This window comes from Cupriavidus basilensis, assembly GCF_029335485.1.
In the GTDB taxonomy this organism is placed as follows: domain Bacteria; phylum Pseudomonadota; class Gammaproteobacteria; order Burkholderiales; family Burkholderiaceae; genus Cupriavidus; species Cupriavidus basilensis_E.
This window is the reverse complement of record NZ_JARJLM010000708.1, coordinates 1-986: the sequence shown is the minus strand read 5'-3', so window position 1 is coordinate 986 and position 986 is coordinate 1. Positions and strand designations below refer to the sequence as shown.

At 69.7% G+C, this 986-nt stretch carries 1 protein-coding gene; it reads right to left on the bottom strand.

Translation table 11 applies throughout. The features are described from left to right. A partial coding sequence (locus P3W85_RS43580) for a TonB-dependent receptor (RefSeq protein WP_276269385.1) occupies positions 1–986 on the bottom strand: 986 nt, incomplete at both ends.

The window sequence follows — 986 nt, the reverse complement described above, 5'->3', positions numbered from 1 at the left end:
CGCGCCGGGCGCGACGAACAGGGCGCTGGCATTGTCTTCCGGCGTCACGTGCGGGCGCAGCAGGTTGCCGTTGGGGAACAGGTCGTTGGAGATCTGGCCGTAGGTCTCGTAGCGCCGGTCGAACACATTGGCCACGCGCGCGTAGATCTCGAAGTGCTTGTTCACGCGGTAGGACGCCCGCAGGTTCACCGTCATATACCCCGGCGTGCTCCAGTCCGCGTACTTGGGCGCCTTGCCGGGCTGCGGGTCGGCGCGCAGCCCGTCTTCGTTGCCGCTGGTGACGCTGCTGGACACGCCCACCAGGTCGGCCCCCAGCGTCAGCCCGGCCAGCGCCCGCCAGTCCACGCCCAGCTTGATGGTGTGCCGCGGCACGCCCGCCATGCGCATGCCGGGCTTGACGTCGATGGTGCGCTCGCCCACCGCGAGCTGGCCGTTGGCCTGGTAGGTGGCCTGCAGGTAGCTGTAGCCCAGCCGCAGCGTGAAGTCGCCCAGGCGCTGCCGCGCGGACAGGTCGAAGCCCTGGTTGCGGGTGCGCTCGAAGTTGGCGAAGTAGCCTTGCTGGGTGTTGGGCGCGCGCAGGAACAGGATGTCGTCGTGGTTGTCGATGCGGTAGAGCGTGCCGGAGACCTCGGTGTCCTTCGACGGCCGCCAGCGCGCGCCGGCTTCATAGGAGTGCGAGACCACCTGCTTCAGGTAGGGGTCGGCCTGCAGGCCGGCGGGCAGGCGGCAGGGCTGGGCCGGATCGGCGCAGCCCAGCTCCAGCACCGTTGGCACCCGGTTGTTCTGGGCGTAGCCGCCGAACACCGAGACCCCGCCGCCGAGCTTCTGGGTGAGGCCCAGCGCGGGATTGAGCCGGCGGTAGGTGAAGCTCTCCCGCGGCTGCTCGGTGCCGTCGCTGTTGCGCAGCGTATTGCTGACGGTGACGTGATTCCACCTGGCCGAACCGGTCAGGAAGGTGGAGGGCGTGAGGGCCCAGGTGTCGGACA